The organism is Enterobacter sp. CC120223-11, assembly GCF_900215375.1.
Lineage (GTDB): Bacteria > Pseudomonadota > Gammaproteobacteria > Enterobacterales > Enterobacteriaceae > Scandinavium.
The window spans coordinates 1-23,978 of sequence record NZ_OBEF01000018.1 but is presented as its reverse complement, the minus strand read 5'-3'; the positions used below and the strand labels follow the sequence as shown (position 1 = coordinate 23,978).

20 protein-coding genes and 1 other RNA gene are annotated in these 23,978 nt (G+C 56.8%); 12 read left to right on the top strand and 9 right to left on the bottom strand.

The window, feature by feature from the left end; all coding sequences use genetic code 11:
• Positions 1 to 3 precede the first annotated feature (3 nt).
• The 4 genes from prfA (at position 4) to kdsA (ending at position 3,704) form a co-directional block, all read left to right on the top strand.
• Entirely contained in the window at positions 4 to 1,086 is a 1,083-nt protein-coding gene (prfA, locus tag CRO87_RS18275) for a peptide chain release factor 1 (RefSeq protein WP_097164355.1), read from the top strand.
• Positions 1,086 to 1,922 carry a peptide chain release factor N(5)-glutamine methyltransferase gene (gene prmC / locus CRO87_RS18270; protein WP_097164354.1) on the top strand — a complete coding sequence of 279 codons (837 nt, stop codon included), beginning with the start codon at positions 1,086 to 1,088 and terminating at the stop codon, positions 1,920 to 1,922. Before prfA ends, prmC begins: the two co-directional genes overlap by 1 nt.
• A 78-nt stretch (positions 1,923 to 2,000) precedes the next feature.
• Positions 2,001 to 2,810 carry an invasion regulator SirB1 gene (gene sirB1, locus CRO87_RS18265; RefSeq protein WP_097164353.1) on the top strand — a complete coding sequence of 270 codons (810 nt, stop codon included), beginning with the start codon at positions 2,001 to 2,003 and terminating at the stop codon, positions 2,808 to 2,810.
• Between the two features lie 39 nt (positions 2,811 to 2,849).
• A complete protein-coding gene (gene kdsA, locus CRO87_RS18260) occupies positions 2,850 to 3,704 on the top strand; it encodes a 3-deoxy-8-phosphooctulonate synthase (protein WP_097164352.1) in 855 nt (284 codons plus the stop codon).
• Positions 3,705 to 3,840: 136 nt separating this feature from the next.
• On the opposite strand, the gene chaA is transcribed toward kdsA, so the two are convergent.
• Entirely contained in the window at positions 3,841 to 4,941 is a 1,101-nt protein-coding gene (gene chaA / locus CRO87_RS18255) for a sodium-potassium/proton antiporter ChaA (RefSeq protein ID WP_097164351.1), read from the bottom strand.
• 544 nt (positions 4,942 to 5,485) lie between these two features.
• Here chaA and CRO87_RS18250 point away from each other — a divergent pair.
• The gene (locus tag CRO87_RS18250) at positions 5,486 to 6,166 is read left to right on the top strand and encodes a gamma-glutamylcyclotransferase (RefSeq protein ID WP_097164350.1); all 681 of its coding nucleotides are present in this window, start codon (positions 5,486 to 5,488) and stop codon (positions 6,164 to 6,166) included.
• Between the two features lie 41 nt (positions 6,167 to 6,207).
• Here the strand turns inward: CRO87_RS18250 and CRO87_RS18245 are convergent, their stop codons facing one another.
• From CRO87_RS18245 to CRO87_RS18230, 4 genes are all read right to left on the bottom strand, one after another.
• Entirely contained in the window at positions 6,208 to 6,453 is a 246-nt protein-coding gene (locus CRO87_RS18245; protein ID WP_097164349.1) for a DUF1883 domain-containing protein, read from the bottom strand.
• 215 nt (positions 6,454 to 6,668) lie between these two features.
• On the bottom strand, positions 6,669 to 8,453 hold the full coding sequence (locus tag CRO87_RS18240) for a methyl-accepting chemotaxis protein (RefSeq protein WP_097164348.1): 1,785 nt from the start codon (positions 8,451 to 8,453) through the stop codon (positions 6,669 to 6,671).
• 108 nt (positions 8,454 to 8,561) lie between these two features.
• Positions 8,562 to 8,912, bottom strand: coding sequence for a DsrE/DsrF/TusD sulfur relay family protein (locus tag CRO87_RS18235; RefSeq protein ID WP_097164347.1), 351 nt, complete (start codon positions 8,910 to 8,912; stop codon positions 8,562 to 8,564).
• 76 nt (positions 8,913 to 8,988) lie between these two features.
• Positions 8,989 to 9,540, bottom strand: a complete 552-nt coding sequence (locus tag CRO87_RS18230) for a YbhB/YbcL family Raf kinase inhibitor-like protein (RefSeq protein ID WP_097164346.1) — start codon at positions 9,538 to 9,540, stop codon at positions 8,989 to 8,991.
• 150 nt (positions 9,541 to 9,690) lie between these two features.
• Between CRO87_RS18230 and CRO87_RS18225 the strand changes: the two genes are divergently transcribed.
• A complete protein-coding gene (locus CRO87_RS18225) occupies positions 9,691 to 11,085 on the top strand; it encodes a YchO/YchP family invasin (protein WP_141398715.1) in 1,395 nt (464 codons plus the stop codon).
• Here the strand turns inward: CRO87_RS18225 and narL are convergent.
• Both narL and narX read right to left on the bottom strand, forming a co-directional pair.
• Positions 11,082 to 11,732: a two-component system response regulator NarL gene (gene narL / locus CRO87_RS18220; protein WP_097164345.1), complete on the bottom strand. Its 651-nt coding sequence runs from the start codon at positions 11,730 to 11,732 to the stop codon at positions 11,082 to 11,084. The two genes, CRO87_RS18225 and narL, sit on opposite strands and share 4 nt — an antisense overlap.
• The gene (narX, locus tag CRO87_RS18215) at positions 11,725 to 13,521 is read right to left on the bottom strand and encodes a nitrate/nitrite two-component system sensor histidine kinase NarX (protein WP_097164344.1); all 1,797 of its coding nucleotides are present in this window, start codon (positions 13,519 to 13,521) and stop codon (positions 11,725 to 11,727) included. Before narX ends, narL begins: the two co-directional genes overlap by 8 nt.
• A gap of 311 nt (positions 13,522 to 13,832) precedes the next feature.
• Between narX and CRO87_RS18210 the strand changes: the two genes are divergently transcribed.
• The 5 genes from CRO87_RS18210 (at position 13,833) to narI (ending at position 22,260) form a co-directional block, all read left to right on the top strand.
• Positions 13,833 to 15,224, top strand: coding sequence for a NarK family nitrate/nitrite MFS transporter (locus CRO87_RS18210; protein WP_097164343.1), 1,392 nt, complete (start codon positions 13,833 to 13,835; stop codon positions 15,222 to 15,224).
• 376 nt (positions 15,225 to 15,600) lie between these two features.
• Positions 15,601 to 19,344, top strand: a complete 3,744-nt coding sequence (locus tag CRO87_RS18205) for a nitrate reductase subunit alpha (RefSeq protein ID WP_097164342.1) — start codon at positions 15,601 to 15,603, stop codon at positions 19,342 to 19,344.
• The gene (gene narH / locus CRO87_RS18200; RefSeq protein WP_097164341.1) at positions 19,341 to 20,876 is read left to right on the top strand and encodes a nitrate reductase subunit beta; all 1,536 of its coding nucleotides are present in this window, start codon (positions 19,341 to 19,343) and stop codon (positions 20,874 to 20,876) included. Before CRO87_RS18205 ends, narH begins: the two co-directional genes overlap by 4 nt.
• Positions 20,873 to 21,583: a nitrate reductase molybdenum cofactor assembly chaperone gene (gene narJ / locus CRO87_RS18195; protein ID WP_097164340.1), complete on the top strand. Its 711-nt coding sequence runs from the start codon at positions 20,873 to 20,875 to the stop codon at positions 21,581 to 21,583. The genes narH and narJ overlap by 4 nt, the downstream gene beginning before the upstream one ends.
• Positions 21,583 to 22,260: a respiratory nitrate reductase subunit gamma gene (narI, locus tag CRO87_RS18190; RefSeq protein WP_097164339.1), complete on the top strand. Its 678-nt coding sequence runs from the start codon at positions 21,583 to 21,585 to the stop codon at positions 22,258 to 22,260. The genes narJ and narI overlap by 1 nt, the downstream gene beginning before the upstream one ends.
• Here the strand turns inward: narI and CRO87_RS18185 are convergent, their stop codons facing one another.
• On the bottom strand, positions 22,261 to 23,157 hold the full coding sequence (locus tag CRO87_RS18185; protein WP_097164338.1) for a DMT family transporter: 897 nt from the start codon (positions 23,155 to 23,157) through the stop codon (positions 22,261 to 22,263).
• Between the two features lie 107 nt (positions 23,158 to 23,264).
• Between CRO87_RS18185 and CRO87_RS18180 the strand changes: the two genes are divergently transcribed.
• A complete protein-coding gene (locus tag CRO87_RS18180; RefSeq protein WP_097164337.1) occupies positions 23,265 to 23,708 on the top strand; it encodes an Lrp/AsnC family transcriptional regulator in 444 nt (147 codons plus the stop codon).
• Positions 23,709 to 23,882: 174 nt separating this feature from the next.
• On the opposite strand, the gene CRO87_RS18175 is transcribed toward CRO87_RS18180, so the two are convergent.
• Positions 23,883 to 23,978: non-coding RNA, RtT sRNA (locus tag CRO87_RS18175), on the bottom strand; the annotation flags it as partial.

The following is a 23,978-nucleotide window of genomic DNA, read 5'->3' as shown; positions in this document are numbered from 1 at the left end:
CCTATGAAGCCGTCTATTGTTGCCAAACTGGAAGCGCTGCACGAGCGCCACGAAGAAGTCCAGGCCCTGCTGGGTGATGCCAGCACCATCGCCGATCAGGAGCGTTTTCGTGCCTTATCAAAAGAGTACGCGCAGCTGAGCGACGTAGCGAAATGTTTTACCGACTGGCAGCAGGTGCAGGAAGACATTGAAACCGCGCAGATGATGCTCGACGACCCGGAAATGCGCGAAATGGCGCAGGAAGAGTTGCAGGAAGCCAAAGCGAAAGAGGAACAGCTCGAGCAGGAGCTTCAGGTGCTGCTGCTGCCAAAAGATCCGGACGATGAGCGCAATGCGTTTGTCGAAGTGCGCGCAGGCACGGGTGGCGATGAAGCGGCGCTGTTTGCCGGGGATCTGTTCCGCATGTACAGCCGCTATGCCGAATCTCGCCGCTGGCGCGTGGAGATCCTGAGCGCCAACGAAGGCGAGCACGGTGGCTTCAAAGAAGTGATCGCTAAAATCAGCGGCGAAGGCGTTTATGGTCGTCTGAAGTTTGAGTCCGGCGGCCATCGCGTTCAGCGCGTTCCCGCCACCGAATCTCAGGGGCGTATTCATACCTCCGCCTGTACCGTCGCGGTGATGCCGGAGCTGCCGGAAGCGGAAATGCCGGACATCAACCCGGCAGATTTGCGTATTGATACCTTCCGCTCCTCCGGCGCGGGCGGCCAGCACGTAAACACCACCGACTCCGCCATTCGTATTACCCACCTGCCAACCGGCATCGTGGTTGAGTGTCAGGACGAGCGTTCGCAGCACAAAAACAAAGCCAAAGCGCTCTCGGTGCTGGGCTCCCGTATTCGCGCCGCCGAAATCGCCAAGCGCCAGCAGGCAGAAGCCTCCGAGCGCCGTAACCTGCTCGGCAGCGGCGATCGCAGCGACCGTAACCGTACCTATAACTTCCCGCAGGGCCGCGTCACCGATCACCGCATCAACGTGACGCTGTACCGCCTCGACGAAGTCATGGAAGGCAAGCTCGATATGCTTATCGAACCGATCGTCCAGGAATATCAGGCAGATCAGCTGGCGGCGCTGTCCGATCAGGAATGATGACTTTTAAGCAGTGGCTGATTCAGGCGATTGAACGCCTGGCGCAAAGCGAAAGCCCGCGCCGGGATGCTGAAATTTTGCTCGGCTTCGTGACGGACAAAACGCGCACCTTCATCATGGCGTTCGATGAAACGTGTCTGACAGCTGAAGAAAGCGAGAAGCTGGAAACGCTGCTGGTGCGTCGGGCGAACGGTGAACCGGTTGCTCATCTGGTCGGCACGCGTGAATTCTGGTCGCTGCCGCTGGAAGTTTCTGCGGCAACGCTTATCCCGCGCCCGGACACTGAGTGTCTGGTGGAGCAGGCGCTGGCGCGTTTATCTGCGGAGCCATGCAGCATTCTCGATTTAGGCACCGGCACCGGGGCAATTGCACTGGCGCTGGCGAGCGAGCGGCCAGACTGCCGGGTGACGGCGGTGGACTATGTTGCCGACGCCGTGACGCTGGCAAAGCGCAATGCCGCAAGCCTGAACATTGCGAATGTGACGATTGTTCAGAGCAGCTGGTTCGCGGCGCTCGAAGGGCAGACGTTTGGCATGATTGTCAGCAATCCGCCCTATATTGATGCCGAAGATCCGCATCTTGGCGAAGGCGATGTGCGCTTTGAGCCGCTGAGCGCGCTGGTTGCACCTGACGAAGGTCTGGCCGATCTCGCTCACATCATCCGCGAAGGAAAGCGTTTTCTGCTGCCCGGCGGCTGGATGCTGCTGGAGCACGGCTGGAAGCAGGGCGAGGCAGTACGCGCGCTTTATCAGAAGGCCGGTTACGATGAGGTGGAAACCTGTCGTGACTATGGCGGAAACGAGCGCTTAACGGTCGGGAGACGGAATGCTGACTGAAAGCACGTTTAGCGTTATTATTAGCATCATTTTGAAGTCATCAGGTTGCCATTGGGTAACACGCAGTTGGGGTAGGTCATGAGGTCATTAGCGGATTTTGAATTTAACAAAGCACCTTTGTGCGACGGCATGATCCTCATCTCTGAATTGATCCGTGACGATTTCCAGGCTCAGTATGTGATTGACGAGCTGGAACAACTGGTGAGTCTGGCGCAGGAAGAAATCAGCCCCTCCTGGACAGAAACCCGTCAGGTCGAACGTCTGATTGAGCTGTTCTATGGCGAGTGGGGCTTCAGCTCTGCCCACGGCATTTACCGTCTGTCTGACGCGCTGTGGCTCGATAAAGTGCTGAAAAACCGTGAAGGCAGCGCCGTGTCTCTTGGTGCCATTATGCTGTGGGTGGCCCGACGTCTGTCGATTCCGATGATGCCGGTGATTTTCCCGACTCAGCTGCTGCTGCGCGCGGACGTTGAAACCGGCGAAATGTGGCTTATCAACCCCTTCACTGGCGATACCCTCGACGAACACACCCTCGAAGTGTGGCTGAAGGGCAACATCAGCCCGGTGGCCGAACTCTTTAATGAGGATCTGGATGAAGCGGATAACTCAGAAGTGATCCGCAAACTGCTCGACACCCTGAAATCCGCCCTGATGGAAGAGCGGCAGATGGAACTGGCCCTGCGCGTGAGCGAGGCGCTGTTGCAGTTTAATCCTGAAGATCCTTATGAAATCCGCGATCGCGGCCTGATCTACGCCCAGCTGGAGTGCGAACACGTCGCGCTCAGCGACCTGAGCTATTTCGTGGAGCAGTGCCCGGAAGATCCGATCAGCGAAATCATTCGCGCGCAGATCAACAGCATCGCGAGCAAACACATTACCTTGCATTAATCCGGAAAGAATCCGATTAACCCCTGATAAGGCGATCCTATGAAACAAAAAGTGGTTAGCATTGGCGATATCAAAGTCGCAAACGACCTGCCGTTTGTGCTGTTCGGCGGCATGAACGTGCTGGAGTCCCGTGACCTCGCAATGCGCATCTGCGAGCACTACGTCACCGTGACCCAGAAGCTCGGCATCCCTTACGTGTTCAAAGCCTCGTTTGATAAAGCCAACCGCTCATCCATCAAATCCTATCGTGGCCCGGGCCTCGAAGAGGGGATGAAGATTTTCCAGGAGCTGAAGCAGACCTTCGGCGTGAAAATCATCACCGACGTGCATGAAGCGCATCAGGCGCAGCCTGTTGCAGACGTGGTTGACGTAATTCAGCTGCCAGCGTTCCTCGCACGCCAGACCGATCTGGTTGAAGCGATGGCGAAGACCAATGCTGTCATCAACGTCAAAAAACCGCAGTTCGTAAGCCCAGGCCAGATGGGTAACATCGTCGATAAATTTGCCGAAGGCGGCAACGACAAGGTTATCCTGTGCGACCGTGGGACGCAGTTCGGCTACGACAACCTGATTGTCGACATGCTGGGCTTCAGCGTGATGAAAGCCGTTTCCGGCAACTCCCCGGTGATTTTTGACGTGACCCACGCGCTGCAGTGCCGTGACCCGTTTGGCGCTGCCTCAAGTGGACGTCGCGGGCAGGTTACTGAACTTGCCCGTGCGGGTATGGCAACCGGCCTTGCTGGCCTGTTCATCGAAGCACACCCGGACCCTGAGCACGCGAAATGCGACGGCCCGTCCGCGCTGCCGCTGGACAAGCTGGAACCGTTCCTGAAACAGATCAAAGCCATTGACGATCTGGTGAAGAACTTCGAGCCGCTGGATACCAGCAAGTAAGTTTTATCAGGTAACAAAAAACCCGCCGCGGCGGGTTTTTTTATGTCAGTTGGTGAGGGCAGCATTGCCCGGCGGCACTTCGTTTGCGCGGGCCTACGTAATCAGTAGGCCGGGTAAGCGCAGCGCCACCCGGCAATCAGGCAAATATCGTCATCAGATAGGCCACGAACAGCGCCAGGTGTGCAGCACCGTTCAGCACGTTGGTGCGCCCGGTGGAGAACGAAATGTGGCACAGCACCAGCGAGGCGACCATAACTATCATCTCCGGCGAACCGAGCGCAAAGTGCAGGTCATTGCCTGTCGCCCATGCAATCAGCGTGACAACTGGCACGGTCAGGGAAATGGTTGCCAGCACTGAACCAAAGAACAGGTTCATCGCGCGCTGTACCTGATTGTTCAGCACCGCTTTCAGCGCACCTAAACCTTCCGGAGAAAGGATAAGCAGCGCCACCAGGAAACCGGTGAAGGCGACTGGTGCGTTCAGGCTGGTCAGCAGCGCCTCAAGCGGGTTGGCATTCATTTTGGTAACCGCGATAACCGCAATCAGATGGACGACAAGCCAGACCGCATGCCACAGGCTGCTGTGGGCGGACGGTTTACCGTGATGCGGATCGTCGTCGTCGGCTTCGTCTTCGTGCTCATAGACGAACAAACTTTGGTGCGTTTTGGTCTGAATCAACAGGAATACGCCGTACATGGCCGCGGAAATCAGGGCAACCAGAAGTGCCTGCGCGGTGGAGAAGTTCGCACCCGGCAGCGCCATCGGGAAGACCAGCACGATTATGGCCAGCGGGAAGAGGGCGATTAAATACTGTTTAATCCCGAAAAGATTCATGTACTGAGTCGCAAATTTGCGTCCGCCCAGCAGCAGTGAAAAGCCGACGAGGCCGCCGGTGACAATCATAATGATTGAATAGAGGGTGTCGCGCATCAGCGTCGGCGCGGCATCGCCTGTTGCCATTAAGGCGGAAATCAAGCTGACTTCGAGAATCACCACCGAAAGGCTTAAAATTAAAGACCCATAGGGTTCACCAAGGCGGTGAGCCAGTACGTCTGCGTGACGAACAACGCTAAACGCGCTGCTTAAAATACCAATTAACGCCAGAATATTAATCCCGATAACCACTGGCAGCGACTGGTTATTACCAAAGAAAACCAGTACGGCCAGCGCCACAATCGGGAAAATAAGCGATGTCTCCTTGTGGCGGGTTTTTACCGCCTCATGTGCATGTGTCATGAATCCTCTCCATTCCTGCAGTTTTTATAATTATAGATAAAGTAGGGCGATAAAATAGCAGACTTACGTGAATTTCCTGTGATTTTTTACCGAAATTTACCCCTAAGGCTGATTAATCTTAAAGGCCGATTAAAAAGCAGGTTATGTTTAAATTAAGTTTAAATAACAGCTTGTTGATGCGCTGAATAATACAATTACTCATTGCGTGTGCTGGCTAGTACATCCTGCACCGGGCTTAAGGTTTATCCTGAAGTTTGAATAAAACATGCCCTACAAAAATAGCAGTGAATTGCCCGAAAGTGTTCAGCACCGGGCAGACATGATGACCAGAAAGGCGAGGACGATAAATGGCACAAAAAGGAATAAATGAGCCGCTTAATAGCTCCTGTTTGCTGACCTGTAGAATTATTTAACGCTTATTGACGCTTTGTTGCCTTGCTATCGGCCCGTTCATTGCATATTGTCAGTGAAAGCTGGATACTATTTCAGCAATATAAAGGGAAATCAGTGGTCGCAGGGAAGTCTGCAGTGGTGGAGGTTAAAAGTGTTAACGCGTGATTTCTTGCTGAAAGCCGATTGCAAAACGGCCTTTGGTGCAATCGAGGAATCGCTACTCTGGTCGCCGGAACAACGCGCAGCCTCGCTGGCTGCCACGTTAGCCTGTCGCCCGGATGATGGCCCTGTATGGATATTTGGTTACGGTTCGCTGATGTGGAACCCGGCGCTGGATTACAGTGAATCCTGCACCGGCACGCTCGTCGGCTGGCACCGCGCCTTCTGTTTGCGCCTGACGGCAGGCCGGGGCAGCGCCTGCCAGCCTGGCCGGATGCTTGCCCTGAAAGAGGGCGGACGCACCACCGGCGTAGCCTACAGGCTCCGTCATTGTGCGCTGGAAGAAGAGCTTTCCCTGCTCTGGAAGCGTGAAATGATCACCGGCTGCTATCTGCCGACCTGGTGCAGGCTGACGCTGGACGATGGCCGCACGGTCAACGCGCTGGTATTCATCATGGACCCTCGCCACCCGCTGTATGAGTCAGACACCAGCGTGCAGGTGGTTGCCCCGCTCATCGCTTCGGCAAGTGGGCCGCTCGGTACTAACGCGCAGTATCTTTTCTCGCTCGAACAGGAACTGATCAAGCTCGGGATGCAGGATGAATGTCTGTGGGAGCTGGTGGGAAGCGTGCGGCATTTGCTTAACGGCGAAAATCTTCCGCGAACGGCCTGATGAGCCACAAGAAAAAGCCCGGCAGCGCCGGGCTTTGTGGCTTATGCGGGAACGAAACTAATGGAGTGCTCCAGCGACTGACTGTGGCTGTCGATCAGTACATTCCAGGTGCCGCTGTAAGGCACGGTTAAATAAGCCTTATCCCGATTTTGCACGCTAAGAATATCGGCCTGGCTATCATTCGCCTGCTTTTTCGCACTCATCAAATGAATGTGACAACGCTCCGAGCAGCGCACCACCACCGTATCCCCGCCAAATAATGTCAGACTTGCTTTTACCATCGCCATTGTTTTACCCCGTTGCCCTCAGCCAGCGCGCTCCCTGCTACGTTTTCCTCTGTGTGATGTTGTTCACAATTCACTCATGGCATAACACCAAAGAGGGAGACCGCGGATGCTGATTTTGATCAAAAAATGCTGCAACGTTTAAACAATAATGACAATGTTCCTGAAACCTTTCAGCTGGCGCGATATTCAGGGTTCAAACTCGCGCCTGCAAAAGATTAAATACGGAAATGGCCCGCTGTTGTAGCAAGGTCCCCCGCCTGAGACTGAAGGGCGCCTGCCGCTGCGGCGGATTCCACCACCAGTTCGGCATTCTGCTGCACCATCCGGTCAAGATGAATCACCGCGTGGTTAATCTCTTTGATGCCCTGCATCTGCTCGCTGCTGGCGATGCTGATCTCACGGATGATCCCCGAAACGCTGCCAACGCTGGAGACGATCTCCTGCATGCTCTCTCCGGCGAGACGCACATAGTGCGATCCGGTCGCCACGCTTTCGGTGGTGGAGTCGATCAGCGTTTTGATCTCCTTAGCGGCCTGGGCGCTGCGGCTTGCCAGGTTACGGACCTCCCCGGCAACCACGGCAAAACCGCGGCCCTGTTCCCCGGCGCGTGCTGCTTCGACGGAGGCGTTCAGCGCAAGAATATTGGTCTGGAAGGCGATGCCGTCGATAACGCTGGTGATATCGCCGATTTTGGCCGATGCGGTTTCAATGGCTTGCATGGTGTCGATGGCGCTGGACACGACGCTGCCGCCTTTGGAGGCCACTTTTGTGGCTTTCTCTGCCTGCTCACTGGCCGCCGTGGCCGATTCTGTGGATTGTGATACCGATGCGGTAATTTGCTCCACGGCGCTGGCTGTTTCACGCAGGCTCGAGGCTGCCTGTTCGGTGCGTGCCGACAGGTCCCGGTTGCCCGCAGCAATTTCCTGGGCGGCGGTCTGAACCGAAGAGGTGGCATCGCGTAGCTGCAGCATCACCTGCGCCAGTTTGTTGCTGAAGAGGTTGAAGGCATGGGCTATCTGCGCCACTTCATCTTTGCCATCTTCCGGCAGGCGCTGAGAGAGATCGTTGGTGCCGTTGCCGATAGCCAGCATCGCATCACGAATGGTCAGCAAACGTTTCAGCATTGCCGATACCAGAAGATGCACGATGCCGCCGCCAACAAGCACAAGGACGATGAACGTAATAGCCGAAGCCTTCAGCAGGGCATTCATGCCGGATGTGGCGTCGCCATGATCGAGTGCGACAACCAGCAGCCAGTGCGTGCCCTGAACCGGCGTGGCGGAGAAGAATTTATCGCTGTTGCCAAGTGCGCCCGAAACCGTTTCCCCGGAGGCAAGCGCTTTCAGGCTGACACCGCTAATCGCCTCATTCAGTGGCTTCAGCGTCAATGCCGGGTCGCTTGCCGCAATCACGCTGCCGTCGCTGTTGAGCAGCAGGCCGCTGCTGGCGGGCGTCGGGTGAATTTCGCGGACGTTTGCCACCACGCTGTCCATGGTGACGTCGCCTGCGACAACGGCTTTCAGTTCACCGTTCTCTTTGACCGGCACCGCAAATGTCACGACAAGTTTGCCAGTGCCTGCGTCCACGTACGGCGCGGTAACAACTGGAGCATCATCATGCAGCGCCTGCTGATACCACGGGCGAATAGTGGGGTCGTAATCGGTCGGTACGCCCGTCGGGTCAGAGAACTTTGCCGTTTTGCTGGCGTAGCCGACATAGACGTTACTGAAGCCGCCCGCACGGGCCATTTGCAGGAACTGCGGCACCGGGTCGTCGCTCAGGGCTACTTTATCAAGGGAAGCAATCACCGCCATTTTGCTGCTGACCCAGTCGGCAATCGCCATGCTGTGGCTGGTGCGGGTACTGATTAACATCTCCTGCTGGGCCTGGAGATTATCGCGACGGGTGACCTGATAGTTAATGATGGTGTTGAGAAGAAGGGCAACCGCCAGAGACCCGGCGGTTGCCGCGATGATGCGTGTGCGAATCGAACGAAACATATTATATATTCCTGCTGTGTTGTCTGGCTTGCATATCGGCAAGCCGGGCAGGAACTTGATGGTGGAACCGGGTCCATAAGAAAAAACACTTTATCAGCGCTTTTTGACTCAGAAGGTTAATACTTTGTCCGCCTCCAGCGTCCATTGCGCAAGCTCAACCAGGGTGCCGATCTCCACGCCATCCGCCAATGGCAGCCCGCTAATCCCCCGGCCATCGGTGCAGGTTTTGCACAGTTTTACCGGAACATCCTGCGCGGTGAGAATTTCCAGCATTTGCTGAATGTTGTAGCCCTCGGCGGGTTTTTGCCCACGCAGTCCGGCGGTGACGGCGTCGGACATCAGGAATATTTTGAGGCTGACGGGCTGCTGTTCGCGCAGCGCAATGGCCAGCCGCAGGCTGTTGAATAACGACTCGCTGCCGTAGGCCGCGCCGTTGGCGATAATCACAATGCTTTGCATGTTCACTCCTTGACGGAAAATGGTGGCCCCGATGCTACTGCGCAGGTGCCAGGCAGCACAATGATCTGCTGCATCACTATTGCCCAAAACGCCCGATCAGCCCGGCGGCGGCAAGCTGATGGCCTTTCAGCTGCTCAAACAATGCTTCACGTGTTAATCCTGCCGGTAGCGTTGGCGGTAGAGAGGTGGCAATCAGCGTGAAGGTGTAATGATGTGCGCCCGATCCTGGCGGAGGGCAAGGCCCGTACCAGGCGGCGCTGCCCGGCGTGTTCTTTCCACCGGTGAAGCCCTTGCCATCCCTTAAAGCATCCGGGGCGAATCCTGTTGTCGCAGTGGGAATGTTATAGGCCACCAGATGGGTTACGCCGAGGCCTTTATTGCCTTCCGGGTCGTGGACGATCAGCGCCAGGCTCTGCGTCTGCGGCGGCATGTTGCTCCACACCAGCGGAGGGGAGCTGTTCTTGCCGGTGCAGTTGGCATTTTTTGCATCATTTCCGGCATAGGCCGCGTCAAGCATGGCGTTATCGGCGAAAGCGGGTGATTGCAGGATAAATAATCCACTGGCGCAGGCAGAACCGAGGCAGCCGCAAAGCGCGGCCAAAGCAACAAAGGGCGACAGGAGGTTCATTGGGGATTCTCACGCAGGGCAGGTGGTTTAACTTTAGCCGATGCTTAAGGATCTTCCTGAAAATTGCCCTGAGGCTGAAAGGTAAGGGGAAACCCGTTAAAATAACAGGAGAGTGCTGATTCTGAGGAACCCGACTGCGTTTTGAAGCCTTTGTTTTCACGTCCTGACCTGCTGCTGTGTTTACTCTTGCCCTTCGCTGGAGGTGCCGCAGGTGCCCGCCAGACCTTCACTGAACAAGCCGAGCATCCTTTTGATGACACGCCCGACACGCTGCCAAACCTCGGCATGGCGTCAGACACCCACGAAAGCGAAAAGCACCTGGCCGAGATGATGAAAGCCTTTGGCGAAGCGAGCATGCAGGATAACGGCCTGGATGCGAGCGACCAGGCCCGGCTGTTCGCCATCGAAAAACTGAGTCATCAGTTCAATGATGAAGTGAATCAACAGCTGGATTACTGGCTTTCGCCCTGGGGGAATGCTACCGCAGAGTTGCTGGTGGACGGCCAGGGAAAATTCACCGGCAGCCACGGGAGCTGGTTTGTGCCGCTGGATGACAACGATCGCTATCTGACCTGGAGTCAGGTGGGCGTGACGCAGCAGGAGGACGGGCTGGTCAGCAACATCGGCCTGGGTCAGCGCTGGGTCGCAGGCAACTGGCTGCTGGGTTACAACACCTTTTATGACGCGCTGCCGGGAGAAAACCTGCAACGCGGTGGCCTGGGCGCCGAAGCCTGGGGGCAATATCTGCGTCTTTCCGCTAACTATTATCAGCCTTTCAGCAGCTGGCGAGATGACAGCGCCACCGTGGAAAGCCGCATGGCGCGCGGCTACGACCTCACGGCTCAGGCGCGCCTGCCGTTTTATCGCTATATCAACACCAGCGTCAGCTTCGAGCAGTACTACGGCGACAGCGTCGATTTATTCCATTCCGGCACCGGCTATCACAATCCTCTGGCGGTATCGTTGGGGCTGGCATACACCCCGGTGCCGATGGTGACGATTTCCGCCGGACACAAGCAGGGTGAGAACGGCGTCAGTCAGAACAATCTGGGGATGAAGCTCAACTACCGCTTTGGTGTTCCTTTGAAGAAACAGCTGGATTCTGGCGAAGTGGCGGCCTTCACCTCGCTGCGTGGCAGCCGCTACGACAGTCCGGAGCGCAACAGCCTGCCGGTGGTGGAATATCGTCAGCGTAAAACGCTCACCGTCTTCCTTGCTACGCCGCCGTGGGATTTACAGCCCGGTGAAACCGTGGAGCTGAAGCTGCAGGTGCGCAGCCGCTATACCATCAAATCCCTGACATGGCAGGGCGATAGCCAAAAATTAAGCCTGACGCGACCGGAAAACAGCCACAGCACCGACGGCTGGACGCTGATTATGCCCGCATGGGACTACAGTGAAGGCGCGCAGAATCGCTGGCGCTTGTCAGTGGTAGTGGAAGATGAGAAAGGGCAGCGCGTCTCGTCGAATACGATCACGCTGGCGCTGACGGAGCCGCTGGTCACGTTCCCCGCGGCGACGTCAGATTCGCAGCTGTTACCTTAGAAAATGCGTTCCTGATGTACCCACACCGCCGCTTCCACGCGGGATTTGAGCTTCATCTTCTTCAGCATGTGCTTTACGTGAACCTTAACGGTGCTTTCGGTGATATCGAGACGACGGGCAATCATTTTGTTCGGCAGGCCCTGGGCAATCAGCTTCAGGATGTCGCGTTCGCGCGGCGTCAGCTGATTGATATCACGGTCGGAGGTTGCACGATTGGCGCGCAGGCTGGCGGCAAGGACCGGCGTCAGCGCTTCGCTTAATACCATTTCACCGGCGGCGGCCTGATGCAGCGCCTTCAGCAGATCTTCCGGCTCCATATCTTTCAGCAGATAACCATCCGCGCCACGCTTGAGGGCGGTGACCACATCTTCTTCGTGGTTCGACACGCTGAAGACCACCACGCGGCCCGAAAGGGATTTCTCACGCAGCTTGTCGAGGGTTTCCAGGCCGTTCATACCGGGCATGTTCAGATCGAGCAGCACCAGATCCGGGTCGAGAGATTCCGCCAGTTCAATGCCCTGTTCGCCGTTGCTGGCCTCTCCGATAACCTGAAGGTCGGGAGCCATACTGATAAGCTGCCTCACGCCGGTGCGCAGCATAGGGTGATCGTCAATTAACAGGATGGTGGACCGTTCCTGATTACTCATGGATTTCTCCTTGTGGTTGTGGAAGCGGCTTTTCAGGAATAAACGAGACCACCACTTCGGTGCCTCCCGTTTCGCGGCGTCTGACCTGGCAATCGCCGCGCAGACTCTGCGCCCGGTCGCGCATGATGATTAAGCCGTAGTGGTTTTGCCGTTCTGCGTGGTCCGGTACGCCGCGGCCGTTGTCGGCCACGATCAGGCGTACCTGGTTGTCATTTTGCGTCACTGATACGGTGACGGCGGTGGCTTCCGCGTGCTTGAGCGCATTGCTCAGGGCCTCGCGGGCAATCTGTAAGGCATGAATGGCCTGATGCGAAGGCACAAAGCGTGGCGGCAGCTGATAATCCAGCTGCACCGGGAAGCCAAAGCGGGCGCTGTACTCTTCGCAGCTTGCCTCAAGCGCCGGACGCAGTCCCGGTTCGGTTAACTGCAGGCGGAAGGTGGTCAGCAGCTCGCGCAGCTGCGCCCATGAAGTGTTCAGCTCATTGCGCATCTGGCTCAGCAGATCGCGACTCTCTTTCGGCAATGTTTCACCCTGCATTTGCAGGCAGCTGACCTGCATTTTCAGACAGGACAGAGACTGGGCGATGGAGTCGTGAAGTTCACGGGCGATAGTGGCTCGCTCCTCCATCACAATCAGCTGATGCTGGCGCTCCTGCTGCCTGTCGAGGGCGAGGGTGGCGGTCAGCTGTTCGACAAGCGTATCCACCAATTGCTGCTGATCGTGGCTCAGGTGGCGGCCTGCAGGAAGGGTGGCGAGCAAAATACCGTACTGATTATGGGCATCGGTCAGACGCCATTTCAGCGTCATGCCGCCGCCGGGCAGGTCCGGCAGATTGCGTGGGCAGAGATAGCAGCCTTTGTCATCACAGTTGATTTCCGAATGGCAGCTGAACTCCTGATGGTTCTCTTCATCTTCCATGTCGTAAACGCGCACTTCGATATCGCGCAGTAGCGTTAAGCCCTGCAGGCCGTTCAGCACGGGAGAGATGCGTTCACACAGCGGAGCCGGAGAGTGAAGGCGGCGGTTGGCCTGCCAAAGGAAAGCGAGAATTTCGTTTTTCTGTTCGAGGTTGGCGGTTTTTTCCTGTACCCGCTGTTCGAGCACGGCGTAGCTTTCTGCCAGCTCTTTCGACATGTTGTTCAGGGCCATGCCGAGGGTAGCCATTTCGTTTCGTCCGCTTATTTTCGCGCGCTGGCTGAAGTCTCTTTGGCTGACGGCGCGGGCCATTCTGAGCAGCTGCTCCCACGGATGTAGCAGCCGGGCGCGCAGCCAGACAATGGTGAACAGAAGCAGCAGCGCCATACACAGTGCCATCATTCGGTGCACCCACACCACATGCTGAATGCGCTTTTCAGTGGTATGGTCAAAGGCGGTCACCAGCTCATCAATGCGATTCACGAAGCTTGCCACTTCCCCGGCAACCTGCTGCTGACTGGTGGCCTGCTTCATGTTCGGTGCCAGCTCGGACTGCCAGTACTTCTGCAATGAAGCAAGTTGCTCTTGCTGTCCGTCGCGACGGGCGGACTCAATCAGCTCGGGGCTGGTCACCGTCTTATTCATTTCATCGAACAGTTTCTGGTCATCGCCATGCAGCGGAATCGCCGCCAGCAGGCGATAGCTCTGCATGCGCAGGGAGCCCGCTTTGTTGATGGCATGAGCGCTGCCCTGCACGCCGTGGACCAGACGGGCAGAGATCGCCATGCCCGTCACGCCGATGGCAGTGGACAGCAAAACGATAAGCGCCAGTTGATTGACCAGCGTCAGCGGGGTAAAAAGACGTTTAAACATCGGCAGCAGGGCTCCTGACCGGGGATACCATCCGGGCGTGTGACTTATTCTCGGATATCACCTGGAGTATACCCATACCCCCAAAGGATTACCTCTTAATTGCCGGTGGGGGCAAGAAATGGCTGAGAAGGGGTTAGACCCCGATAAGCGGCGTGATAAACCACACTTTTTTGAGTGATTAGCTCTACTCATTAAGGATGAGGGCCATTTTTCAGGCCCGAATATGTTCCCTTTTCCTTTGATTTATATCAACTTACCCTGGCGCGTAAACCCTAATGTGGCGGCATATCACATCATCATTAGAGGTTTATATGAGTCACACTTCCGCTTCGGAAAAGGATAAAGGCGCCGTCATTACTGACTGGCGCCCAGAAGACCCGGCCTTCTGGCAAACCCGCGGACATCGCGTGGCCAGCCGTAACCTGTGGATTTCTGTCCCCTGCCTGCTGCTCGCGTTCTGCGTCTGGATGTTGTTCAGCGCTGTCGCAGTAAACCTCAATAAAGTCGGTTTTAACTTCACCACCGATCAGCTGTTTATGCTGACCGCGCTGCCGGGGCTGTCCGGTGCGCTGCTGCGTGTACCTTACGCCTTTATGGTGCCAATCTTTGGCGGACGTCGCTGGACTGCCTTCAGTACCGGGATCATGATCGTGCCATGCGTGTGGCTTGGTATTGCGGTGCAGGATCCTTCCACGCCATTTAACGTGTTTATGGTAATCGCGCTGCTGTGCGGCTTTGCGGGTGCAAACTTTGCCTCCAGTATGGCGAACATCAGCTTCTTCTTCCCGAAAGCAAAGCAGGGCGGGGCGCTCGGCGTGAACGGCGGCCTCGGCAACATGGGCGTGAGCGTGATGCAGCTGCTTGCCCCACTGGTTGTAGGGATGTCCATCTTTGCGATTTTCGGCGGTAAAGGCGTTGAGCAGGCAGATGGCTCTGTTCTGTTCCTGGAGAATGCCGCGTGGATTTGGGTGCCGTTCCTGATTATCTTCACGCTGGCGGCCTGGTTCGGTATGAACGACCTGGCAGCGTCTAAGGCGTCTCTGAAAGAGCAGCTGCCGGTGCTGAAGCGTGGTCACCTGTGGATCATGGCGGTGCTGTACCTGGCGACTTTCGGCTCGTTTATCGGTTTCTCTGCCGGGTTCGCCATGCTTTCCAAAACCCAGTTCCCGGATATCAATATTCTGCACTTCGCCTTCTTCGGGCCGTTCATCGGCGCGTTGGCCCGCTCCCTCGGCGGCGGCATCTCTGACCGTCTGGGCGGCACTCGCGTGACGCTGATTAACTTCATCGCGATGGCTATCTTCTCTGCACTGCTGTTCCTGACGCTGCCAACCAACGGCCAGGGCGGAAACTTCGTGGCGTTCTTCACGGTCTTTATGGGCCTGTTCGTGACGGCCGGTCTGGGGAGTGCTTCCACCTTCCAGATGATCTCCCTCATCTTCCGCAAGCTGACCATGGATCGCGTGAAAGCACAGGGCGGTACCGAAGAGCACGCAATGCGTGAAGCCGCAACGGATACCGCGGCGGCGCTCGGCTTTATCTCTGCGATTGGCGCAGTCGGTGGCTTCTTTATTCCGAAATCCTTTGGTATTTCGCTGGAAATGACCGGCTCCCCGGCGGGTGCAATGAAAGTCTTCCTCGTGTTCTATATTGCCTGTGTGGTGATCACCTGGGCGGTATACGGGCGTAAAACAAAAAAATAAGTCTGACTTTTTGATTATCATGGCGCGAGAGATCGCGCCATTTTTTTGCCCTTTTTTCGCCAGCCTCCTGCCTCTTGCTCGCGCCTGTTCAGCCATTTTGTCAGCTGTAATGGCATCTAATACTCCTTAATAACCCCCATCGTATTGCGGCTCAGCGCTTTCTGGTTGCGACTCTTAAAAACCTTTATAAAACAGCATGATAAGAAATTGAAAATACTAATACTTTGTGGGTATGTGCTTGTTTTGCAAGCGGTAACATCCTGACTCGCCTTGATCGCCATCAATTCTCAACCTCTTTCAGAGGGTTACCTTCGCCGCAATTGTTGCAATGTCGATTTATCAGAGAGCCAACAGGCTCCCAATCAGGAGAAACCCGATGAGCAAATTTCTGGACCGGTTTCGCTACTTCAAGCAGAAGGGCGAAACCTTTGCCGATGGGCACGGCCAGCTTCTGGAAACTAACCGGGACTGGGAAGATGGATACCGCCAACGCTGGCAGCATGACAAAGTGGTGCGTTCTACCCACGGCGTAAACTGCACCGGTTCATGTAGCTGGAAGATCTACGTGAAAAACGGTCTGGTGACCTGGGAAACCCAGCAAACTGACTACCCGCGTACCCGTCCCGACATGCCAAATCACGAACCTCGTGGCTGCCCGCGTGGGGCGAGTTACTCCTGGTATCTCTACAGCGCCAACCGCCTGAAATACCCGCTGATGCGCAAACGCCTGATGAAGATGTGGCGCGAAGCGAAGGTTCAGCACCCGGACCCGGTGAATGCCTGGGCTTCCATTATTGAAGACGCCGACAAAGCCAAAAGCTTTAAGCAGGCGCGTGGTCGTGGCGGCTTCGTGCGCTCCTCCTGGCAGGAAGTGAATGAGCTGATTGCCGCCTCTAACGTCTACACCGTCAAAACCTACGGCCCTGACCGTGTGGCGGGCTTCTCGCCGATCCCGGCGATGTCGATGGTGTCCTACGCCGCGGGTGCACGTTACCTCTCGCTGCTCGGCGGTACCTGCCTGAGCTTCTACGACTGGTACTGTGACCTGCCGCCTGCGTCTCCGCAGACCTGGGGCGAGCAGACCGACGTGCCAGAATCCGCCGACTGGTACAACTCCTCGTATATCATCGCCTGGGGCTCGAACGTGCCGCAGACGCGTACGCCGGATGCGCACTTCTTCACTGAAGTTCGCTACAAAGGCACCAAAACCGTGGCCGTGACGCCGGACTACGCCGAAATCGCCAAGCTGTGCGATCTGTGGCTGGCGCCGAAGCAGGGCACCGATGCGGCGATGGCGCTGGCGATGGGCCACGTCATGCTGCGTGAGTTCCACCTCGATAAGCCAAGCCAGTACTTCACCGACTACGTGCGTCGCTACACCGATATGCCGATGCTGGTGGCGCTGGAAGAGCGCGATGGCTACTACGCCGCGGGCCGCATGCTGCGCGCCTCTGACCTCGTCGACGGCCTGGGCCAGGAGCAGAATCCGGAATGGAAAACCGTTGCCTTCAATGACAACGGCGAAATGACCGTGCCAAACGGCTCCATCGGCTTCCGCTGGGGCGACAAAGGCAAGTGGAACCTCGAACAGCGCGACGGCAAGAGCGGCGAAGAAGTTCAGCTGCGCCTCTCCATGCTTGGCAGCCACGACGAAATCGCCGAAGTGGGCTTCCCGTATTTCGGCGGTGACGGCACCGAACACTTCGCCAGCGTTGAATTGGAAAACATCCTGCTGCACAAGCTGCCGGTGAAACGTCTGCAAATGGCCGACGGCACCACCCAGCTGGTCACCACCGTTTATGACCTGACCATGGCTAACTACGGCCTGGAACGCGGTCTGAACGATGAGAATTGCGCCACAAGCTACGACGACGTGAAAGCGTACACGCCAGCCTGGGCGGAACAGATCACCGGCGTTTCCCGTGCGCAGATTATCCGTACCGCTCGCGAGTTTGCCGATAACGCCGATAAAACCCATGGTCGTTCGATGATCATCGTCGGGGCCGGTCTGAACCACTGGTATCACCTCGATATGAACTATCGCGGGATCATCAACATGCTGATCTTCTGCGGCTGCGTCGGGCAGAGCGGCGGCGGCTGGGCGCACTATGTGGGCCAGGAAAAGCTCCGTCCACAAACCGGCTGGACTCCGCTGGCGTTCGCGCTGGACTGGAACCGTCCACCGCGCCATATGAACAGCACCTCGTACTTCTACAACCACTCCAGCCAGTGGCGTTATGAAACGCTGACCGCGCAGGAGCTGCTGTCGCCAATGGCGGATAAATCCCGCTACAGTGGTCATCTGCTTGATTTCAACGTGCGTGCAGAGCGTATGGGCTGGCTGCCGTCTGCGCCGCAGCTCGGTACTAACCCGCTGACCATCAAAGCGGAAGCGGAAAAAGCGGGCATGTCGCCGGTCGATTTCACCGTGAAATCCCTGAAAGACGGCTCGATGCACTTCGCCTCTGAGCGTCCGGACAACGGTAAAAACCATCCGCGTAACATGTTCATCTGGCGTTCAAACCTGCTGGGCTCCTCCGGTAAAGGCCATGAATACATGCTGAAGTACCTGCTGGGTACCGAGCACGGCATTCAGGGCAAAGATCTCGGTGAGCAGGGCGGCATGAAGCCGGAAGAGGTGGAATGGGTTGATAACGGTCTCGATGGCAAACTGGATCTGGTGGTGACGCTGGACTTCCGTCTGTCGAGCACCTGCCTGTTCTCCGACATCGTGCTGCCGACCGCCACCTGGTATGAAAAAGACGACATGAATACTTCGGATATGCATCCGTTTATTCATCCACTCTCCGCCGCTGTAGACCCTGCGTGGGAATCCAAAAGCGACTGGGATATCTACAAGGATATCGCGAAGAAATTCTCAGAAGTGTGCGTGGGCCACCTCGGCAAAGAAACCGATGTGGTGACGCTGCCAATCCAGCACGACTCCCCGGCCGAACTGGCGCAGGCGATGGACGTGAAGGACTGGAAAAAAGGTGAATGCGACCTGATCCCAGGCAAAACCGCGCCGCACATCATGACCGTGGAACGCGATTACCCGGCAACCTACGAGCGCTTCACCTCCGTCGGCCCGCTGATGGAGAAAATTGGCAACGGCGGCAAGGGCATTGCCTGGAACACCGAAAGCGAAGTCGATCTACTGCGTAAGCTGAATTACACCAAGGCAGAAGGCCCGGCGAAAGGCCAGCCGATGATCAACACCGCCATTGACGCGGCAGAGATGATCCTGACCTTCGCGCCAGAAACCAACGGCCAGGTCGCCGTGAAAGCCTGGGCAGCACTCAGCGAAATTACCGGTCGTGACCACACGCATCTGGCGCTGAACAAAGAAGACGAAAAAATTCGCTTCCGCGATATCCAGGCCCAGCCGCGCAAAATTATCTCCAGCCCGACCTGGTCTGGCCTTGAAGATGAGCACGTCTCCTACAACGCAGGCTACACCAACGTTCATGAGCTTATCCCATGGCGTACGCTCTCCGGCCGTCAGCAGCTGTATCAGGATCACCAGTGGATGCGTGATTTCGGCGAAAGCCTGCTGGTGTACCGTCCACCGATCGACACCCGTTCGGTGAAAGCGGTGATGGGGCAGAAGTCCAACGGCAACCCTGAAAAGGCGCTGAACTTCCTGACGCCGCACCAGAAGTGGGGCATTCACTCCACCTACAGCGACAACCTGCTGATGCTGACCCTGTCACGCGGCGGCCCGATCGTATGGATGAGTGAAGCAGACGCCAAAGAGCTGGGCATTGAAGACAACGACTGGATTGAAGTCTTCAACAGCAACGGTTCCCTGACCGCACGTGCGGTCGTGAGCCAGCGCGTACCGGCAGGTATGACCATGATGTACCACGCTCAGGAGCGCATCGTGAACCTGCCTGGCTCGGAAATTACTGGCCAGCGCGGCGGCATTCACAACTCCGTGACCCGCATCAGCCCGAAACCGACCCACATGATTGGCGGCTACGCGCAGCTGGCGTACGGCTTTAACTACTACGGCACCGTTGGCTCTAACCGTGATGAGTTCGTGGTGGTCCGTAAGATGAAGAACATTGACTGGTTAGACGGCGAAGGTAATGACCAGGTACAGGAGAGCGTAAAATGAAAATTCGTTCACAAGTCGGCATGGTGCTGAATCTCGACAAATGCATCGGCTGTCACACCTGTTCAGTCACCTGTAAAAACGTCTGGACCAGCCGCGAAGGCGTGGAGTACGCGTGGTTTAACAACGTGGAAACCAAGCCGGGCGTCGGTTTCCCGACCGACTGGGAAAACCAGGAGAAATGGAAGGGCGGCTGGATCCGTAAAATTAACGGCAAGCTGGTGCCGCGCATGGGTAACAAAGCCATGCTGCTCGGTAAAATCTTCGCCAACCCACATCTGCCGGGTATCGACGACTATTACGAGCCGTTTGATTTCGACTACCAGACGCTGCACAAAGCGGGCGAAAGCAAGCATCAGCCGATTGCCCGTCCTCGATCGCTGATCACCGGTCAGCGGATGGACAAAATTACCGCAGGCCCGAACTGGGAAGACGATCTGGGCGGTGAGTTTGAGAAGCTGTCCCGTGACAAAAACTTCGAGAACATCCAGAAGGAGATGTACGGCCAGTTCGAAAACACCTTCATGATGTATATGCCGCGCCTGTGCGAACACTGCCTGAACCCGGCGTGTGTGGCGACCTGTCCGAGCGGGGCGATTTACAAGCGTGAAGAAGATGGCATTGTGCTGATCGATCAGGACAAGTGCCGCGGCTGGCGCATGTGTATCACCGGCTGCCCGTACAAAAAAATCTACTTCAACTGGAAGAGCGGTAAATCCGAGAAGTGCATCTTCTGCTACCCGCGTATCGAAGCTGGTCAGCCGACTGTCTGCTCCGAAACCTGCGTGGGCCGCATCCGCTATCTCGGCGTACTGCTGTATGACGCAGATGCGATTGAGCAGGCAGCAAGCACCGAGAGCGAGACAGATCTCTATCAGCGTCAGCTGGACGTGTTCCTCAATCCAAACGATCCAAAAGTGATTGAAGAAGCGCTGAAGCAGGGCATTCCGCAGAGCGTAATCGACGCCGCTCAGCAGTCGCCGGTATACAAAATGGCGATGGACTGGAAGCTCGCTCTGCCGCTGCACCCGGAATACCGTACTCTGCCAATGGTCTGGTACGTGCCGCCGCTGTCTCCGATTCAGTCTGCGGCCGACGCGGGTGAGATCGGCAGCAACGGTATTCTGCCGGACGTCGACAGCCTGCGCATTCCTGTGCAGTACCTGGCGAACATGCTGACTGCCGGCGACACCGCTCCTGTTCTGCGTGCCCTGAAACGTATGCTGGCGATGCGTCACTACAAGCGTGCCGAAACAGTGGACGGCGTGAACGATATCTCCGCACTGGAAGAAGTCGGTCTGACCGAAGCCCAGGCGCAGGAAATGTACCGCTACCTGGCTATCGCCAACTACGAAGATCGCTTCGTGGTACCGAGCAGCCACCGTGAGCTGGCCCGTGACGCCTTCCCTGAGAAGAGCGGCTGTGGTTTCAGCTTTGGTGACGGCTGCCACGGCTCCGACAGCGGCTTCAACCTGTTCAACAGCCGTCGCATCGACGCCATCGATGTGACCAGCAAAACGGAGCGTCGGTCATGAAAGAGCTGGTGATTATCTCCCGCCTGCTGGAGTACCCGGATGCTGCCCTGTGGCAGCATCAGCAGGAGCTTCATGAAGCGCTGGCAGAGTCTGACGTGCTGGCGCAAGAAGAGGCTCAGTCGCTGTGCGTGTTCGTTCGCGATTTCACGCAAAAGGATCTGCTCGACGTTCAGGCCGCTTACAGCGAGCTGTTCGATCGTGGTCGCGCCACATCGCTGCTGCTGTTTGAGCACGTTCACGGCGAATCCCGCGATCGTGGCCAGGCGATGGTTGACCTGATGGCGCAGTATTCGCAGCACGGGCTGGAGCTCGACAGCCGCGAACTGCCGGACCATCTGCCACTCTATCTGGAATATCTGGCGCAGCTACCGCGTGACGAAGCGATTGGCGGCCTGCAGGACATCGCCCCGATTTTGGCACTGCTGAAGGCACGACTGGAGCAGCGTGAAAGCCACTATGCCGTGCTGTTTGACGTGCTGCTCAAGCTTGCCAGCACCGAAGTGGACAGCGTGAAGATGGCGGAAAAAATTGCTGACGAAGCCCGCGATGACACGCCGCAGGCGCTGGATGCGGTCTGGGAAGAAGAGCAGGTGAAATTCTTTGCCGACCAGGGCTGTGCTGAATCGGACATCGCGGCCCATCAGCGCCGCTTTGCCGGAGCGGTTGCACCGCAGTATCTGAATATCTCAACTGGAGGAGAGCGCTAATGCAATTCCTGAATATGTTCTTCTTTGATATTTACCCGTATATCGCCGGGACCGTGTTCCTGGTCGGTAGCTGGCTGCGCTACGACTATGGACAGTACAGCTGGCGTGCGGGTTCCAGCCAGATGCTGGACAAAAAAGGGATGAACCTGGCATCAAATCTGTTCCACCTCGGGATCCTCGGCGTGATTGCCGGTCACGCCTTCGGGATGCTGACGCCGCACTGGATGTATGAGGCCTGGCTGCCGCTGGAAGTGAAGCAGAAGATGGCGATGTTTGGCGGTGGTGCGGCGGGCGTGATGTGTCTGGTGGGCGGCATTCTGCTGCTCAAACGCCGACTGTTTAATCCGCGCATTCGGGCAACCACGACCAAGGCTGATATTATGGTGATGTCGGTGCTGGTTATCCAGTGTGCGCTGGGTCTGCTGACTATTCCTTTCTCTGCTCAGCATATGGACGGCAGTGAAATGATGAAACTGGTCGGCTGGGCGCAATCCGTGGTGACCTTCCACGGCGGTGCGTCTGCTCATCTGGATGGCGTGGCGTTTATCTTCCGCCTGCACCTGGTGCTCGGGATGACGCTGTTCGTGCTGTTCCCGTTCTCGCGTCTGGTGCATATCTGGAGCGTGCCGGTGGAGTACCTGACACGCAAATACCAGATTGTTCGCGCTCGTCGCTGATTAACGGACTTTCTGTTCAAGGCCCTGCGCATGCGGGGCCTTTTGCTTTGTGCCCCATCCCAGGTTATTTCCGGCAGCCGCCAGCAGAATCAATATTCCCCCGAACCCCTGCACTGCATTCAGCGTGTGACCGAACACGACCGCATCGACCACGATGGCGACCAGCGGATAGATAAATGACAGGGAGCCAATGAGCGGGGTGGGCAATTTCTGTATGGCGCTATAGAGCAGCTGATACATGACGCCCGTATGCACGATCCCGAGCGTCAACAGAATCCCCCAAGGTGAAGCTGCGGAGAGCTGGCTAAAGTGGGCGAGCGGCAACAGCATCACTACCCCCGTCAGGACCTGAATCAGGGCGATATGTTGAGGTGGCAGCGGGTGAAGTCGGCGAGCAATCAGTGCGGTCAGCGCATAAAAAAATGCGGCACCCAGCGCCAGCATAACGCCCGTGAGCAGATGACCGTTGGGCTGAGAGAGCTCGCTCGACAGCAGCACCACCACGCCCACAAACGCCAGAGCCAGCCAGCCCCATTTCACCAGCGCGACCCGTTCGCCGAAAGCCATGCCCATCAGCACCAGCATAAACGGCTGGGTGTTGTAGACCACCGTCGACATGCCGATGGAGATTTGATCGTAGGCGGCAAATAGCATCAGCCAGTTGATGACCAGCGCGACGCCACCCGCTATGGCCAGTAGCAAAGTGCGGCGGGTCAATTGGCTGAAGGGTTGCTTGCTCAGTCGTATAAAGAGCAGCAGGGCAAGCGCACCGATAGCGCAGCGCCAGAAAACCACGTCAATCACCGGCAAACCTGACAGCAGGACAAAAGCGCCAATGGAGCCAGAGATAAGCATCGCCAGGCTCATTTGCCAGACGCCCGTATTACGTTCATGCATAGACACCTCCACAGTTGATGGACCTATTCTGGACGCCTGACGCGTGTTGTTACAGATGTGTTATAAGGTAATGTACGTTATTTTCATTTATAAATAAGGCAAAAGAGATGGAATACCTTATCGACGACATCGACAGGCGGATCATAGCCTGTCTGACGAAGGATGCCCGCGTCTCGCTAAAAGTACTGAGTGCTGAAGTGGGCCTCACCTCGCCAAGCACTGCCGAGCGGCTTAAGCGCCTGGAAGAGCGGGGTGTGATTGAGGGATACAGCGCCAAAGTGAACCTGGCAGCGTTGGGTTATACCCTGCAGGCGTTGGTGCGAGTCAAGCCGCTGCCCGGCGCTCTGCTCAAAGTGGAGAAATATCTCCAGACGATGCCCGAATGCATTGAGTGCGACAAAGTGACGGGGGAGGACTGCTTTGTGGCAAGGCTGGTGGTCAAGGATATCGGTCAACTGGATACGCTGCTGGACGGGTTATCAGAGCTCGCGCAGTCGAATACATCTATTGTGAAAAGTTCGCCTGTCGGGCGACGGTTGCCTGGCGTGTAGTGGTTGGTTCATGCCCGGTGGCGGCTTCGCCTTACCGTGCCTACGGTGACAGTGCATATTAGTAGTCCGGTAAAACGGAGTGCCACCGGGAAGGTCTGGCGTGAAAAAACCTTCTCGCTACGGAATGCTAAGTGATTCAAGGGATTGATTTAGCTGAGACGCTTTATGAGGAGATGGTGGCGGGGGAAGGATTACTCGCCGCTGAAGCGACTCGCCCTTCGGGTCGTTGCCTGCGGCAACGCTTTCTCACTGCGTTCGAATCGAACCTTA